Genomic DNA, 16,649 nt, shown 5'->3' with positions numbered 1-16,649 from the left:
TCACTCGCCGGATCGGCGGCTTCCGTCGCTGTACGATCGCGCGCCACCATCTCGCTTGGCCTGAAAGAGCAACATGTCTGCGCGATCGAAACAGTCGTCCACGGATTCGCCTCGCCGCAACGTCGTGTGCCCCGCGGAGAACGTCTGCCGGTCGGGAACCACGGCGGCAAGCTCGGTCAGCACGGCCGCCATCGTCGTCGATCCCACTCCCGGCATCGCGAGAGCGAACTCCTCCCCACCCCATCTCGCGATCGAGGCTCGGCCACCGAGCAGATCTGCCGCAGCAGCGGAGAACCGAACCAACAGTTGATCACCGCGGCCGTGGCCGTACCTGTCGTTGTACAGCTTGAAGCGGTCGAAATCGATCATGGCGAGCGCTACCGTGCCCTCGGCCCCCGGCGGTGTGGTCAACTGGTGCAACCGATCTCGCCATCCGCGCCGATTGAGCAGTCCGGTGAGGGCGTCGGTCTGTGCGGCCACGCGCAGGTCTTCCTCGACGCGCCTTCGATCGGTGATGTCGTGCACAACGGCCATCGTCCACCGTTGTCCCTCCGGCCCAGGAACCTCGCTGGCCGAGATCCAACCCCACCGGACTGTGCCGTCGGCATGCAGGTATCGCTTCTCGACGTGAACCGATTCCCCTCGAGTCTTCGCGTCGTCCATGATCTGCTCCATGGCGGCGTGCTGGGCCAGGTCGTCGGGATGGGTGAATTCACGAGAAGATCTGCCGGGCAGGCGCTCACGAGGACATCCGACGATGGCTGCGTAGGCCTCGTTGGCGAGAACGAGCAGTCCGTCTTCGTCGGCGAGCGCCAACCCGACCGTGCTGGCCTCGAACATCTCCCGGTACCAACGATCGGCGTCGACCATCTTCAGCCAGGTCTCTTCCTCGAACGGTGCGAGCCACGACGACTCACACGACGACCCGACGATACGCCGCGCTGCCACGCCCGGCCCTGGGAAGGCGAGGCAGACGGTCTTGACGTTGACGTAGCGTCAAGGTTCACACTGAACACATGAGAATCGGATCTCTGGCGGAGGCCGTCGGAACGACACCGCGAACGGTGCGTCATTACCACCGCCTCGGCCTGCTCGACGAGCCGCGCCGTCTGTCCAACGGATATCGCGAATACACGATCGACGACGTGGTTCGTCTGATGAGAATCCGGTGGCTGGCCGACTGCGGGATGCCACTCGGCGAGATAGCCGCCGCCCTCGGTGAGTCTCCGGCGGGCGAGACCGATGTGGTCGCCGATCTCAGGGCGCTTCTCGTCGGTTTGGAACGGGAGCAGTCCGCGCTCGCGCGCAAGCACATCCGCCTGTCGGCACTGCTGAACGACGCAGTCGAGCATCGCCAGCTGACCGCTCTTCCGCGCGAGGTTGCCGACGCCCTGAGCGCGCTGATCGGCACTTCCGCGGAGACGGACCGAGAAGCATTGATCCGTGAACGCGATCTACTCGAGGTGATGGCGATATCGGGCGCCGTTCCCGCATCGTTCTTCGAGACGGTGACCACCACACTCGGCGACCACAGCCTTCGTCAGAGGTACCTCGGACTTCTCCGCAGGTTCAGCGCACTGGAGGGCCGAAATCCGGCCGAGGCCGAGAGCGATATCGCGTCGCTCGCCGCAGAGCTGGAGTCGATGTTCGATCTCGATTCACTCGCCTCCGATCCGTCCGATACCACTGTGGACACCGAGGAGATCGGTTCGCTGAGTATCGACGACATCCTGCCCGATCCGGCCCAGCGCACCGTGATCGTCCGCGCCACCACACGCCTGCAGACGACCGAACACCCACGCTCCGGAGGCACCCGATGACGGTCGACTTCCCTGTCCAGGTCGGTAGATGGCACTCGTTGGCGCTCTGGACGCGCGGGCAGCACGCGCCGATCGCTGCGGACGCGGCCGTGTTCACTGCTACCCGCGGAACACTCGGATTACCCCTGATGTTCGGTGCTGCCACCGTGATCGAGATGGTCGTTCTGCACCTGCTGATTCCGTGGCTGTGGCTCAGTGCGCTGGTCGCAGCCGCGTCGGTGGCGTCCCTGGTGCTACTCGCGTCAGCGGTCGCCCTGGCTCGGGCGCACCCGCATGTTCTCTCACCCGAAGCCCTCGTTCTGCGCATGTCGGGCACGGTCGTAGCGAGGGTCGACCGTGCGAACATCGTGTCGGTTCGTATCCACCGTCGCTACGGCGTCGTGTCGCCCGCTCTCGACGGAGGCCGGCTCGTCCTACCGAACCAGGACGGAACCACGGTCGATATCGAGCTGTCCAGTGCCGCAGAGGTGGTGGTTCCCGCACTCCTGCCGCGATGGCGGATATCCGGCTTCGCTCACTCGTTCGGTGTTCAGGTGGACGATCCCGCAGCACTGGTTGCTGCGCTCACTCCGTCCACTGCGGCACCCGAAGTGGAGCGGCGCAGCAGACGAGTTGCGAACAACAGGACCAGCAACGCAAGCACGGTGATACCGGATCCGGCCCAGATGGGCGAGGTGTAGCCGAGGCCGGCCGAGATCGTCACGCCGCCGAGCCACGCGCCCAACGCATTTCCGAGATTGAACGCGGCGATGTTCGCACCGGACGCCATCGTCGGTGCGTCGGGCGCAAACGACATCACCCGCATCTGCAGCCCCGGCACCGTCGCGAAACCGAAAGCGCCCATGAGGACGAGAGAGGCAACAGTTGCCGGTCGACTCTCTGCGGTGAGCGCGAAGAAGACCAGAACGACGGTCAACGCGCCGAGCAACGTCAGCAACGTGGCGGTCAGGTTGCGGTCGGCGGCCCTGCCGCCGAGGTAATTTCCGATGAAGAGGCCTCCACCGAACAGCACGAGCAGCCAGGGCACCGAGCTCGACGCGAAACCGCTGACATCGGTGAGGGTGAACGCGATATACGTGAACGCGCCGAACATACCGCCGAATCCGAGCACCGTCGTGGCGATGGAGAGCCACACCTGGGGAGACCGGAACGCACGCAATTCGCGGCGCAGATCGCTCTCCTCACCGATCCCGGTTTCCCGAGGAACGAGGGCCGCGATGCCGATCAGCGCAACGATGCCGATCACCGTGATGGCCCAGAACGCCGACCGCCATCCGTAGCTCTGACCGAGGAACGTTCCGAACGGAACGCCGAGAACGTTGGCGGCGGTGAGGCCGGCGAACATCATGGCAATCGCTCCCGCCTTCTTTGCGGGCTCGACCAGACCTGCCGCGACCACGGCACCGATTCCGAAGAAGGCTCCGTGGCACAGTGCGGCAACCACACGACCGAGCAGCATCGTGTCGTAGCTGCCCGAGAGTGCAGAAATCAGGTTGCCTGCGATGAACAGGCACATCAGTGCAAGCAAGACGGTCTTGCGGGGAAGTCGCGTCACCGCAGCGGTGACCACCAGCGCTCCGACGACGACGGACAACGCATATCCGGTGATGAGCCAGCCGACAGTGGCTTCGGTGACCGAGAAGTCGGCCGCGACCTCCGGTAGTAGGCCCATGATGACAAATTCGGTCAAACCGATGCCGAATCCTCCGATTGCGAGGGCGAGCAGGCCGAGAGGCATGTCGAATCTCCTGAGACGAAGTGGCGTAGGTAAATATCTGGCTATCGCGTGTAGTTGCACGCGCTTGGCAAATAATTGCATACGCGCTCTATCCGCGCAAGAAGGCAATGTGCCGGATCAACATCTACGCTCCCGAACTGGGACTATTGCCCCGAAGCAGACTCCGAGAAGTGCTTCACCTCGCGTACACGTATTGTTTGCCCGGTATCGCACATCCGACCGAGTAGTCGATCGACAGCCGGAGCCACTTCTCCTTCATGCATGTACACCCGACCGACAGCGACTCGGCCACCGATTTCTCGACACCGGTCCAGGGCGCTTCCGCTCCGGCACCCGGCCCACAGGGTCGACCACCGCAACGGCATGATCTCAATGGCTTGCGCGGCGTCGCGATCGCACTCGTCGTCGTGTTCCACATCTGGATGGGTCGCGTGTCGGGTGGCGTCGACGTCTTCCTGACGCTGTCCGGGTTCTTCTTCACCGCATCCCTACTGCGATCGGCCGAGGCCGGGGCAAGCCTGAATCCGATCACCCGCATCACGCGCGTGCTGCGCAGACTGGGTCCACCGCTGCTGATCACGCTGCTCGCAGTCGCCGTCGCATCGGTGTTCCTGCTGCCGCGCACCCGCTGGGCAGACCTGGGTGATCAACTCGTATCCGGTGTCTTCTATTACGTGAACTGGCAGCTGGCGACAACAGCGAACGACTACTTGGCGGCCGATCCCTCGGTGAGCCCCGTTCAGCATCTGTGGTCGGTCGCTGTGCAGTTCCAGTTCTATCTGCTGGCCATTGCCGTCGTGTTCGGTCTCGCATGGCTCCGACGCATCGCCCGACCCGAGGGGCCACGAAGTCTTCGACCACGCACCTTTGCCGTGATCTTCGCCATGATCGCTGTGGTGTCCTTCGTGTACGCGGCGGACGGCGTTCGACGGCATCAGGCATGGAACTACTACGACACCGGTGCGCGACTCTGGGAGATCATGCTCGGTGCCGCACTGGCGGCAGTGCTCGCCTCGCGAACCAGCACCTCGGTGGCCGCCGCCTCGCCCGGACGTGCCCGCTGGTCGTCGACGACACGCGGAGTCCTGGCTGTTCTCGGCATGACCGTCATCGTCGCGTGCGGTTTCGTCGTCGACGGAGTGACTGCGTTTCCCGGTCCCCTGGCTTTGATTCCGGTGCTCGCGACCCTCGCGTTGATCGTCGCCGGGTCCGAGACCGCCGTCGCGGCAACGCTCTCCAACCGTTTCTTCGCCTGGGTCGGATCGATCGCATTTCCGCTGTATCTGTGGCACTGGCCGCTGCTGATCTTCTACTTGTCGGCCACCGGCAGATCCCATGCAGACGCGCTCGGGGGTCTCGGCATCGTCGGGGCGTCGGTCGCACTCGCATGGCTGACCGTGCGCCTGGTCGAGCGCCCCACGCAGTCGAGCACGTTCACGCCGGGACGCATCGCGGTCACTGCCTGCGCGGGGATCGCCGCGCTCACCGTCACGGCCGGTTCGGTCGGATGGAACGTCTACATCGACCGGTCGATCACCGCGGTGCAGGCCGATGAATCGGTCGACGAACTGACTCACCCGGGGGCGCTCGAACTGACCGACGGGATTCGCGCCGAGCCGGCCGCCGTCCGTCCCCCGCTGTACTCGGCTCCCGAGGACCTCCCCGCCACCACCCTCGAAGGCTGCATCGCCGACTTCGAAACACGCGATGCGGTCTCGTGTAGCTACGGCGACCTCGACGCGAACCGAACCATCGTGCTGGCGGGCAGCTCACACGCCGAGCACTGGGTGACGGCCCTCGACGCACTCGGACTCCAGCACGGGTTCAAGGTCGTCACATTCCTGAAGATGGGCTGCCCGTTGAGCATCGACACGATGCCGATGCTCGGCCCCAACGAATACCCGGATTGTCTCGACTGGACGCAGACCGTGCTCGCCGACGTCGCAGCGATGGAACCTGCCTACGTGTTCACCACCGCCACCCGCCCGCGGGAGGACTTCCCCGGCGATTACACCCCCACCTGGTACGCCGCGGTGTGGCAGCAACTCGCTGCGGACGGTGTCGGAATTCTGGGTGTTCGGGACACCCCGTGGCTCGCGTACCGGGCGATCGATTGCCTGGCCGACGGCGGCGATGCCACCTCGTGCGGCATTCCACGGGACGAAGCACTCGACCCCGTCAATCCCGCGCTTGCGGCCTCGTTCCGGCTCCCCGGGTTCTCCGCTCTCGACTTGTCCGATGCAGTCTGCGACGCCACCGTGTGCCGCGTCGAGCAAGGCAACGTACTCGTCTACCGTGACGAGCATCATCTCACTGCGACCTACGTGCGAACTCTGACCACCGAGCTGGGACGGCAGGTCGGATCGGCCACCGGGTGGTGGGCCGGACCGTGAGCCGAGCGCCTCGCGCTCGGTAAGCCCGGGCCCACCGGCCACAGTAGGGTTGATACATGCTGCACGAAGCCTCCGACGACACGCCTGCCATCGCAGTATGGCCGGGATCCGCCTATCCGCTCGGCGCGACCTACGACGGAGCAGGAACCAATTTCGCACTGTTTTCCGAGGTCGCGGAGGCCGTGGATCTGTGCTTGATCGCCGACGACGGAACCGAGACCCGCATCCGTTTCGAGGAGTCCGACGGCTACGTCTGGCACGCATATCTACCCACCGTGGTACCGGGTCAGCGCTACGGCTACCGCGTTCACGGCCCGTGGGATCCGGCAGCCGGGCATCGCTGCGACCCGAGCAAGCTGCTCGTGGATCCGTACGGCAAGGCGTTCGAGGGATCGTTCGACGGCGACCGATCGCTGTTCTCGTACAACATGGACGCGCCCGCTCCCGAACCCGAGGCCGAGGTACAGATCGACGACGAATCCGCGGATTCACTCGACGCCGAGGCCCCGTTCGAGGACGCCACCGATCTTGCCGATCCCGACGACGAGATCATCGAGGAAGCTCCCATCGCGCACGACGACGTGCCGAACAACGATTTCCCCCAGCATGATTCGCTAGGTCACACGATGACCACCGTCGTGATCAACCCGTTCTTCGATTGGCAGGCGGATCGCGCCCCCAAACGCCCGTACCACGAGACCGTGATCTACGAGGCCCATGTCAAGGGCATGACGATCAACCACCCCGACATTCCCGAGGCCGAGCGCGGCACCTACGCCGGGCTGGCGCATCCGGCGATCATCGATCACCTCAACCACCTCGGAGTCACGGCCATCGAACTGATGCCGGTGCACCAGTTCATGCAGGATCAGGTTCTGCTGGACAAGGGACTGCGAAACTACTGGGGCTACAACACATTCGGCTTCCTGGCCCCGCACGCGGAATATTCCTCACTGCAGTCCCCCGGTGCGGCGGTCACCGAGTTCAAGGCCATGGTTCGCTCGTTCCACGCCGCCGGCATCGAGGTGATCCTCGACGTGGTCTACAACCACACCGCCGAGGGCAATCACATGGGCCCGACCATCAGCTTCCGCGGCATCGACAACGCGGCGTACTACCGGCTCGTCGACGGCGATCTCGAGCACTACATGGACTACACCGGTACCGGCAACAGTCTCAACGCCCGGCACCCGCACACGCTGCAGCTGATCATGGACTCGTTGCGCTACTGGGTGACCGAGATGCACGTCGACGGGTTCCGATTCGACCTCGCATCCACGTTGGCTCGCGAACTGCACGACGTCGATCGCCTCAGTGCATTCTTCGATCTCGTTCAGCAGGACCCGGTCGTCAGCCAGGTGAAGCTGATCGCCGAGCCCTGGGACATCGGTGAGGGTGGCTACCAGGTCGGCAACTTCCCCGGCCTGTGGACGGAGTGGAACGGCAAGTACCGCGACACTGTGCGTGACTACTGGCGCGGGGAGCCCGCGACGCTGGGCGAGTTCGCGTCGAGGCTGACCGGATCCTCGGATCTGTACGAGTCGAACGGTCGTCGCCCCGGAGCCAGCATCAACTTCGTCATTGCCCACGACGGGTTCACCCTCAACGACCTGGTCTCGTACAACGACAAGCACAACGAGGCCAACGGTGAGGGCAACAACGACGGCGAGAGCCACAACCGATCCTGGAACTGCGGCGTCGAGGGGCCGACCGACGACCCGGAGATCCTGGATCTGCGTGCCCGCCAGATCCGCAACATCATGGCGACGTTGCTGCTCAGCCAAGGTACGCCGATGATCGCTCACGGCGACGAGATGGCACGAACACAGCAGGGCAACAACAACGTCTACTGCCAGGACTCCGAACTGGCATGGATGGACTGGTCGTTGGCCGAGACCAACGCGGAACTGATCGAGTTCACGCGCAACGCCATCGCCTTGCGCGCCGAGCACCCGGTGTTCCGCCGGCGCCGGTTCTTCGAGGGCCGTCCCATCCGAACCGGTGAGCAGGCACGAGACATCGCCTGGCTGACCCCGGCGGGCGAAGAGATGACGCCCGAGGACTGGGACAGCGGCTTCGGCAAGTCGCTGACCGTGTTCCTCAACGGCGAAGGAATTCCGGAACCGAATCAGCGCGGTGAGCGAGTGGTGGACGACTCGTTCCTGTTGTGCTTCAACGCACATCACGAGACGCTCGAGTTCGTGACCCCGGACGGGAACTACGCCAAGGAGTGGACGGTCGCCTTGGACACAGCAGCCCGAACGGGAGCGGGTGAGAAATCGATAGAAGCGGGTACACCGGTGGAAGTCACCGCTCGTTCCTTGCTCGTTCTACGAAAGACTGCCTGACACATGCCGCTGCCCACCAGTACATACCGGTTACAACTGCGGGGCGATGCCTTCACTCTGGCCGACGCCTCCGACGTGGTCGATTACCTCCACGACCTCGGGGTCACTCACCTGTATCTGTCGCCGATCCTGACCGCGACCGACGGATCGACACACGGATACGACGTCACCGACACCTCGACGGTCTCGGCCGCCCTGGGCGGTCGAGAAGCGTTGACGCAGTTGCATTCTCGTGCCGCAGAGGTGGGCATGGGGATAATCGTCGACATCGTCCCCAACCACGTCGGAGTGGAGGACCCACGGCAGAACGCGTGGTGGTGGGACGTGCTGCGACGCGGTCGCGACTCCGAGTACGCGACGTACTTCGACATCGACTTCGGAGCCGACAACGGCGTCGACGGCAAGATCGCGATCCCCGTGCTCGGCAGCGCGAGCGACGTCGGTGAGCTGACCGTCGACCGCTCGGAGGAGCAGCCTCTCCTCGCGTTCTACGAGCACCGCTTCCCCATCGCAGACGGCACCGACGGTGACGATGCGCAGGCCGTACACGACCGTCAGGCCTACCGATTGGTGAGCTGGTCCGACGGGCTGATCGGATACCGACGGTTCTTCTCCGTGAACGGCCTGGCGGGAATCCGGCAGGAAGACCTCGACGTCTTCACCGACTCCCATCGTCAGGTGGCAGGTTGGATCGACGACGGACTGATCGACGGATTGCGGGTCGACCATCCCGACGGCCTGGCCGACCCCACCGGCTACCTCACCGAACTGCGCGGACTTCTCGGGCCCGACCGGTGGCTCGTCATCGAGAAGATTCTGGCCGACGGTGAACCGCTGGACGAGTCGCTTCCCGTCGACGGAACGACCGGGTACGACGCGTTGGCCGCGGTCGGCGGAGTGTTCGTCGACCCTGAGGGCGTTCATGCACTCACTGCTCTGTCTCAGGTGCGCTCGGGCATCGCCTACGACGCCGAGACGTTGCACGAGACAGAGTTGGATCTCAAGACCGGCGTTGCGCGCGGCGACCTGTCCCCCGAGGTGCGACGCCTCGCTCGGGCCGTGGTTCGCGAGTCCGGCACCACCGTCGACCTCGAGTCCGTCATCGACGCGATCGTTGCCGTCGTCGCGGCCGTCCCGGTCTACCGGACCGACTACGCGCCGCTCGCAGGCGTGCTGCCGGGCGTGATCGCTGCTGTCGGCGAGGAGCAGCCGGACCTGGCCGGCGGTCTGGGCGCACTGGCGACCGCCCTCGTCACCGGTGCAGAATCGCCGGTCCGCTTCGACCAGGTCTGCGGTGCCGTCACGGCCAAAGGCGTAGAGGACTGCCTGTTCTACCGCGCCAACCGGTTGATCTCCCTGCAGGAGGTGGGCGGCGACCCGAGCCGATTCGGTTGCAGCACAGCGTATTTCCATCTGACCAACGCCGATCGAGCGCAACGCTGGCCGGCTGCGATGACCACCCTGTCGACTCACGACACCAAACGCGGCGAGGATGTACGGGCGCGAATCGGCGTGCTGTCACAGACTCCCGAACTGTGGGCTCGCTGCATCACGGACTGGGAAGAACTGACCCCGAGTCCCGACGGTACAACAGGAATGTTTTTGTGGCAGAACCTTTTCGGCATCTGGCCGGTCGACGGAGTGATCACGTCCACGCTGCGTGAGCGCGTTCACGCCTACGCGGAGAAGGCAATCCGCGAGGCCGCCCTCCGCACGACGTGGACTGCTCCGGACGAGGAGTTCGAGTCCGCGGTACACAGCTGGCTCGACGCCATCTTCGACGGTGCCGTCGCTCGATCGATGACGATGCTGGTCGACAAGCTCGCTCCCCACGGCCATTCCGACGCACTGGGTCAGAAACTGTTGAATCTGGCCGGGCCCGGCATACCCGATGTGTACCAGGGCACCGAGTTGTGGGAAGACTCGCTCGTCGACCCCGACAACCGCAGACCCGTCGACTACTCCGTCCGTCGATCGATGCTCGCCGCGTCGAACACCGATGCACTCTCGATCGATACGGGTGCTGCCAAGCTGGCCGTGGTTCGCTCCGCGCTGCACGTGCGCCGCGAGCGGCCGGAGAGCTTCGTCGGTGGCACCTACGCGCCGATCGTCGCGGACGGATCCGCGGCCGAGCACCTCGTCGGATTCGCACGCGGACCGGTTCCCGGAAACGCCGACGTGATCGCACTGGCGACCAGACTCTCGCTCGGCGTGTCCGAGACGGGCTGGGGCGAGACATCCGTGACGCTGCCCGACGGCCGATGGCGCGATCGCATCACCGGCTCCGAACACACGGGCACCGTCTCGGTAGCCGAGATGTTCGCCTCACTCCCGGTCGCACTCCTGGTGCGCGACAACGAAGAAGCGGTGACACAGTGACATCGACAGCAGCGACATCGACGGCAGCGACCTCTTCGGCGACGACACGACGATTCCAGGTCTGGGCACCGTCCCCCGAGACGGTCCGATTGCAACTCGACGACACGGTGCATCCGATGCAGCGTTCCTCGGACGGGTGGTGGCACGCCGACGTCGATGCCGCACCGAACTCTCGATACGGCTACCTGCTCGACGACGCAGACAAGGCACTGCCCGATCCGCGATCACCGAGGCAGCCCGACGGCGTGCACGAGCTGTCCCAGGTGTTCGACGTCGATCCCACGCTGTGGACCGATTCGGCATGGACCGGGCGTCAACTACCCGGCTCCTCGATCTACGAACTGCACATAGGGACGTTCACCGAGGAGGGCACCTTCGAGGCGGCCATCGGCAAGCTCGATCACCTCGTCGATCTCGGCGTCTCGTTCATCGAGATCATGCCGGTCAACGGGTTCAACGGTGTGCACAACTGGGGGTACGACGGCGTGCTCTGGTACACCGTGCACGAGGCGTACGGCGGCCCGGAAGGGTTGCAGCGCTTGGTCGACGCATGCCACGGCCGCGGCATCGGCGTCGTCCTCGATGTGGTCTACAACCACCTCGGCCCGTCCGGCAACTATCTCGAACGTTTCGGCCCCTACATGACCGAAGGGGCCAACAGCTGGGGCCAGGCAATCAACTACGCCGATGCAGACTCGGGCGAGGTTCGGCGATACGCCCTGGACAACGCTCTGCGTTGGTTCTCCGAGTTCCACATCGACGCGTTGCGACTGGATGCAGTTCACGCGATAGTCGACCACACCGCGGTGCATCTGCTCGAGCAGCTCTCGATCGAAACCCGCACTCTGTCAGCGCATCTCGGTCGTCCCCTGACCCTGATCGCCGAGAGCGACCTCAACGATCCTTCGCTGATCACGGCACGGTCGGGTGGCGGCTACGGACTCGACGCGCAATGGGACGACGACATTCACCACGCGATCCACGCGGCTGTCTCCGGTGAGCGGCAGGGCTACTACGGCGATTTCGGTTCCCTCCAGGGCTTGGCGAACACGCTGCGGCAGGGGTTCTTTCATGCCGGAACGTATTCGAGCTTCCGCGGTCGGATCCACGGCCGCCCGCTGGACACGCGCCGAATTCCGGCCAGTTCGCTGGTGACCTACACGACCACTCACGATCAGGTCGGTAACCGCGCAATCGGCGATCGACCGGGTTTCTACCTCTCCCCCGGCCAGCTCGCTATCAAGGCTGCTCTGGTGTTGACCTCGCCCTACACACCGATGTTGTTCATGGGAGAGGAGTGGGGAGCGTCCACGCCGTTCCAGTTCTTCACCTCTCATCCAGAGCCCGAGCTCGGTAAGGCGACCGCCGAGGGACGCAAGGCGGAATTCGCCGAACATGGCTGGGACAAGAGCGATATCCCGGACCCACAGGATCCCGAGACCTTCACGCGGTCGAAGCTGAACTGGTCGGAACTGGGCGACGGCGACCATGCACGACTGTTGGCCGTCTACCGCGATCTGTTGACGCTGCGTCGCGACCGGACCGAACTGACCGACCCGTGGCTGGACCACGTGAAGGTGGACTACGACGAGGACGCGAAATGGATCGTCGTTCGCCGTAGCCGACTCAGCGTGGTGTGCAACCTGTCCGAATCCGCTGTGACCGTGCCGGTCGGCGGCTCACCACTGCTCGAGTGGGAGCCGACGACATCGGACGAAACTGGCTCTGCCACAACGGTTCCCGGTCACTCCGTCGTGGTACTGGAATCCTGACGCCTGCGTAGATTGACCAGGACGAACACGGCGGTGATCGCCAGCACCACCGCGGTGGCGACGGCCGCGACATGCATGCCCGAGACGAAGGCAGCATGCGCGGAGTCCAGTAGACCCGTCGCCACCGAGTCCGGCAGCTCACGGGCTACCGAATCGGCACCGCCGAGAGTCTCACCGGCCCTTGCCCCCAGTTCGGGGGTCAGCTGCGTGACGTCGATGCCGCGACGGAAGATCGCCATGACAACGGTGCCGAGTAGTGCGACGCCCAGTGCGATACCCAGTTCGTATGCGGTTTCCGACACTGCCGAGGCAGCTCCCGCCCGTTCGGGTTCGACGGCGCTGACCACCAGCTCCGAGGTCAGCGTCAGCGCGACACCGACACCGGCCCCCACGAGGACGAACCCGGCAATGAACAGGGCCGGACCGCTGTCGGTTGCGAGGCCGACCAGGATCCCGGCACCCGCGGCGGCGACGAACATTGCGACCCCGAGAACCGTTCCCGCACTGAAGTATCGAACCAGGACCGCAACCAGCAGTGAGGTGACGATGCTGGCGGCGGTACCGGGAAGCAGCAACAGACCCGCCTCGAGCGGGCTGTTGCCGAGCACGAGCTGCAGATACTGCGAACCGAAGAACAGGACCCCGGCGAGGGCGAACACCGACAGGAAGTTCGTTGCGACGCCCGTCGAGAAGGCCCGGTTGGCAAACAGTCTCAGGTCGATCATCGGTGCCGCGAGGGTGCGCTGACGGCGGACGAACACGTATCCGGCGATCACACCGACCACCGCCGACAGCAGGTAGACCACTTCGAAGCCGTGTGCCGCGGTCTCCTTCACCGCGAATACCAGCGGCACGATGGCGAGCATCGACAGCGCCGAACTCGTCAGGTCGAACCGACCCGGGTTCGGGTCCTTCGACTCGGGAATCACCAGCGGTCCCAGCGCGATCAGCACGAGCATCACGGGGATGTTGATGAGAAACACCGATCCCCACCAGAAGTGCTCGAGCAGCCAACCGCCCACGAGCGGACCGGCAGCGGCACCGCCACCGGCCATCGCGCCCCATACTCCGATCGCGGCGACGCGTTGACGCGGGTTCAGGAAGATGGTTCGAATCAAGCCCAGGGTCGCGGGCATCAGTGTCGCACCGGAAATACCCTGCAACACGCGGGCCGCGATCAGCATCTCCGCGCTGGTCGACACGGCCGCTACGAGTGAGGCGATGCCGAAGCCCGCAGCACCGATCAGTAGCAATCGGCGACGGCCGATTCGGTCGCCGAGCGTGCCCATGGTGATGAGCAGGCCGGCCAGCACGAACGAGTAGACATCGATGATCCACAGCAACTGGTTGCTGGTCGGTGCCAAGTCCGAACTGATGAAAGGCAATGCCAGGTCGAGGACAGTGCCATCGACAGCGATGAGCAACACGGCGAACGCCAGTACCACCAGACCGAGCCAGTCCCGCGGGGTCGCCCGGTGCTCGGATCCCCCGGCTACCTCGTGCACCGAACCGGTGCGCATGTCACTCACTACATCTCCTACGTTCTGCGCCCGGTGCGCCGGCGATCGCCGGGTCCGAAACGCTCCACAGCACCAACCGTCCAGCCGGTACAGTGATTGAGAGTACCGCGAACCGTCCAGCCGGTAAAGTGGATTCCATGTCATCGGACACCCGCGACCGAATTTTGGACTCACTCGAGACGCTGCTCCTCGAACACGGCATGACAAAAGTGACTCTGGACAGCGTCGCCGCCGCCGCCGGGGTATCGAAGGGCGGCTTGCTGTATCACTTCAAGACAAAGGACGCGCTGGTTGCTGCCATGGTCCGGCGGCTCGCCGTTCAGGCCGATCTACAGCGTGCCGACGCTGCGGAGGGTGGCACCTCTGTGGCGGAGTGGTATCTGCAGCCACCCGATTCCATTTCGGACAAGGAAATCGCCCTGTATCGCTCCACGCTGGCGGCACTGCGCAGCGTCGACGGGAACTCGGGCGAGGTGCAGGATGCCGTCACCGACATGATGCAGCAGTGGGACGAGGGTCTACGCACAGAGATAGACGATCCGGTCCAGGCCGAAATCATCCGGCTCGTCGGCGACGGAATCTACCTCGGTGCCGTGCTCGACCTGCCAGCCGTGGACCCCGAACTGCACAAACGCGTCGTCGACCGCCTGCTCGGTCGCTGACTCAGGTCAGGTACCGGTACACCGGCGAACCCGGCTCCAACTGCTCCACCTGCAGGTGCGATGACCGCATACGTTCGAGGAGGGAAGAGAGGCCGTCCGCAGCGCCGAGTTGAATGCCGACGAGCGCGGCACCCGTCTCCCGGTTGTTGCGCTTGACGTACTCGAACAGGGTGATGTCGTCCTCGGGCCCGAGCACCTCGTCGAGAAAACGACGCAGTGCGCCGGGCTCCTGCGGAAAGTCCACGAGGAAGTAGTGCTTCAGGCCCAGGTGAACGAGCGATCGCTCGAGAATTTCGCCGTAGCGAGAGACGTCGTTGTTGCCGCCGGACACCAAACACACGACTGTGCTTCCCGGCGCGATGTCGAGATGCTCGAGCGCCGCAACGGCCAACGCGCCTGCAGGCTCTGCGATGACGCCTTCGTTCTGGTACAGCTCGAGCATCGCGGTACAGACCGCGCCCTCGTCGATCTGGGTGATCAGGAATGCACCGGGGCCGGAACTGTCGAACACGGGCGCGGTGATCAGCGGCAACGAAGCATGGGACACCACCGTGGCACCGAGCGACTGCAACGCTGCGTACGGCACGTCGCCGATGCGGCGGACGGCGGCCCCGTCGACGAACGGATCGATCTCGGAGAGCGTCACCGGACCGCCGGCGATCAGCGCAGCGGTCATCGACGCCGCGCCGGACGGTTCGACACCCACCAGTGACGTCTGCGGTGCGCGCTCACGGAGGTAGCTGGAGATGCCTGCGATGCATCCGCCTCCGCCGACGGGCATCACGACGACATCGGGTGCCCCACCGAGCTGATCGATCATCTCGGCGGCAATGGTGCCCTGCCCGGCCACGGTTCGCGGATCGTCGAACGGCGGCACCATGGTGGCACCGGTGCGGGCGACATCTGCGGCTGCGGCAGCTGCCGCGGCATCGAACGTATCGCCGATGACGATGAGCTCCACGAAGTCACCGCCGTGCACTCGGATTCGGTCGCGCTTCTGCTTGGGGGTGTTCGCGGGAACGTAGATGCGACCGTGCACCTGCATCGAGCGACACGCGAACGCCACTCCCTGAGCATGGTTGCCTGCGCTCGCGGTGACCACGCCGACAGCCCGCTCCGCATCGGTCAGCTGGTCCATCAGGTTGTAGGCACCACGAATTTTGTACGACCGCACGATCTGCAGGTCTTCGCGCTTGAGGTAGACCCTCGCGCCGGTCTCGGCCGACAATCGCTCGCACAACTGCAGGGGTGTCGCGGCCACCACCGACGAAATCCGCACCGCAGCGGCATCGATATCGGCAGCGGTGACGGCTACCGACGATGGGTGCTGGGAGGCGAGGTCAGGGGATGAAGACACCAGCACATGCTGCCACCAGAGTGGAACGGTCACCCACTCGGGACCGTTCCACTCCTCTGACGGCTCGCGATCAGACGCGCGCGAGGACGAACACCGGGATCTCGCGATCGGTCTTCTTCTGGTAGTCCGCGTAATCGGGGTAGGCAGCGACCGAGCGTTCCCACCACACGGCTTTCTCGTCGCCGGTCACCTCGCGAGCGACGTAGTCGTGCTTCTCGGTTCCGTCCTGCAGCTCGACGAGCGGCTCGGCTTTGACGTTGTGGTACCAGACGGGGTGCTTCGGCGCTCCGCCCAGCGAGGCCACGATGGCGTACTCGCCGTCGTGTTCGACTCTCATCAACGGCGACTTGCGCAGCTTGCCGCTCTTGTTCCCCTTGGTGGTCAGCAGCACGACCGGCATCCCGTTCATGGTCGTGCCCTCGGTTCCGCCGGAGTTCTCGTATCGCTCGGCCTGCTCACGGGCCCAGTCGGATGAACTCGGTTCGTATTCTCCTGTCAATGGCATGACTTTCAGTGAACACCTCTCGTACGCGTGACGCCACAAGATCGGCCACATTGCCTGGTCCGGATGCCAAGTTCGGTGGACCGAATCTTTCGGTGGGTATAGTCTGAACTTCGCGCGCCGGACAGCCGAATCGTCACCACACCGGGCGCAGCAGA

11 protein-coding genes are annotated in these 16,649 nt (G+C 64.8%); 6 read left to right on the top strand and 5 right to left on the bottom strand.

The window, feature by feature from the left end; genetic code table 11:
- Window positions 1–948 (bottom strand): sensor domain-containing diguanylate cyclase, encoded by a 948-nt coding sequence (locus ACQR3T_RS20535; protein WP_428694659.1) that lies wholly within the window; start codon window positions 946–948, stop codon window positions 1–3.
- A gap of 68 nt (window positions 949–1,016) precedes the next feature.
- On the opposite strand from ACQR3T_RS20535, the gene ACQR3T_RS20530 reads away from it, so the two are divergent.
- Complete coding sequence (locus ACQR3T_RS20530) at window positions 1,017–1,820, top strand: MerR family transcriptional regulator (RefSeq protein ID WP_428694658.1); 804 nt, start codon at window positions 1,017–1,019, stop codon at window positions 1,818–1,820.
- Window positions 1,821–2,349: 529 nt separating this feature from the next.
- On the opposite strand, the gene ACQR3T_RS20525 is transcribed toward ACQR3T_RS20530, so the two are convergent.
- On the bottom strand, window positions 2,350–3,558 hold the full coding sequence (locus ACQR3T_RS20525) for an MFS transporter (protein WP_428694657.1): 1,209 nt from the start codon (window positions 3,556–3,558) through the stop codon (window positions 2,350–2,352).
- Between the two features lie 257 nt (window positions 3,559–3,815).
- On the opposite strand from ACQR3T_RS20525, the gene ACQR3T_RS20520 reads away from it, so the two are divergent.
- From ACQR3T_RS20520 to treZ, 4 genes are read left to right on the top strand one after another with little or no spacing between them, the layout of a single operon-like run.
- Complete coding sequence (locus tag ACQR3T_RS20520; RefSeq protein WP_428694656.1) at window positions 3,816–5,951, top strand: acyltransferase family protein; 2,136 nt, start codon at window positions 3,816–3,818, stop codon at window positions 5,949–5,951.
- 56 nt (window positions 5,952–6,007) lie between these two features.
- Window positions 6,008–8,299: a glycogen debranching protein GlgX gene (gene glgX / locus ACQR3T_RS20515; protein ID WP_032379025.1), complete on the top strand. Its 2,292-nt coding sequence runs from the start codon at window positions 6,008–6,010 to the stop codon at window positions 8,297–8,299.
- A gap of 3 nt (window positions 8,300–8,302) precedes the next feature.
- Complete coding sequence (gene treY / locus ACQR3T_RS20510; protein WP_428694655.1) at window positions 8,303–10,678, top strand: malto-oligosyltrehalose synthase; 2,376 nt, start codon at window positions 8,303–8,305, stop codon at window positions 10,676–10,678.
- A complete protein-coding gene (treZ, locus tag ACQR3T_RS20505) occupies window positions 10,675–12,450 on the top strand; it encodes a malto-oligosyltrehalose trehalohydrolase (protein WP_428694654.1) in 1,776 nt (591 codons plus the stop codon). The genes treY and treZ overlap by 4 nt, the downstream gene beginning before the upstream one ends.
- Here the strand turns inward: treZ and ACQR3T_RS20500 are convergent.
- Window positions 12,423–13,970, bottom strand: coding sequence for an MFS transporter (locus ACQR3T_RS20500; protein WP_428694727.1), 1,548 nt, complete (start codon window positions 13,968–13,970; stop codon window positions 12,423–12,425). The two genes, treZ and ACQR3T_RS20500, sit on opposite strands and share 28 nt — an antisense overlap.
- 137 nt (window positions 13,971–14,107) lie before the next feature.
- Between ACQR3T_RS20500 and ACQR3T_RS20495 the strand changes: the two genes are divergently transcribed.
- Window positions 14,108–14,632 carry a TetR/AcrR family transcriptional regulator gene (locus ACQR3T_RS20495; protein ID WP_032379530.1) on the top strand — a complete coding sequence of 175 codons (525 nt, stop codon included), beginning with the start codon at window positions 14,108–14,110 and terminating at the stop codon, window positions 14,630–14,632.
- A gap of 1 nt (window position 14,633) precedes the next feature.
- On the opposite strand, the gene ilvA is transcribed toward ACQR3T_RS20495, so the two are convergent.
- Window positions 14,634–15,989 (bottom strand): threonine ammonia-lyase IlvA, encoded by a 1,356-nt coding sequence (gene ilvA, locus ACQR3T_RS20490; protein ID WP_032379531.1) that lies wholly within the window; start codon window positions 15,987–15,989, stop codon window positions 14,634–14,636.
- Between the two features lie 70 nt (window positions 15,990–16,059).
- Window positions 16,060–16,494, bottom strand: coding sequence for a nitroreductase family deazaflavin-dependent oxidoreductase (locus tag ACQR3T_RS20485; protein WP_032379532.1), 435 nt, complete (start codon window positions 16,492–16,494; stop codon window positions 16,060–16,062).
- Between the last annotated feature and the right edge of the window lie 155 nt (window positions 16,495–16,649).

It is taken from the genome of Rhodococcus sp. IEGM1428 (genome assembly GCF_050321865.1).
Taxonomy (GTDB): domain Bacteria; phylum Actinomycetota; class Actinomycetes; order Mycobacteriales; family Mycobacteriaceae; genus Rhodococcoides.
This window is presented reverse-complemented; position numbering and strand designations above follow the sequence as displayed.